This window comes from Pseudomonas aestuarii (assembly GCF_027988105.1).
GTDB classification, from domain to species: Bacteria; Pseudomonadota; Gammaproteobacteria; order Pseudomonadales; family Pseudomonadaceae; genus Aquipseudomonas; species Aquipseudomonas aestuarii.
Genome location: NZ_JAQJZJ010000058.1, coordinates 1 through 210, shown reverse-complemented (window position 1 = coordinate 210; position 210 = coordinate 1). Strand labels below are relative to the sequence as shown.

Here is a 210-nt window from a genome sequence, read left to right as displayed (position 1 = left end):
CGCTATTGAGCACAGCGGTGCCGCCATTCCCGCTGGTGACGTTGTTGATGGTCAGCGGCGAGCCTTCCGGATCGCTGTCGTTACCGGTCAGCTGAGCGGCGGTGAAGATCACCGGGGTGTCTTCAGTGGCAGTCAGGCTGTCGTCGACGGCAACTGGGGCATCGTTGGCCGCGCCGACGGTGACCGTGGCGGTGGCGACGTTGGAGGTCA

1 protein-coding gene is annotated in these 210 nt (G+C 65.2%); it reads right to left on the bottom strand.

Annotated features, from left to right (window positions below):
• A partial coding sequence (locus tag PH586_RS23555; RefSeq protein ID WP_271350229.1) for a cadherin-like domain-containing protein occupies window positions 1–210 on the bottom strand: 210 nt, incomplete at both ends.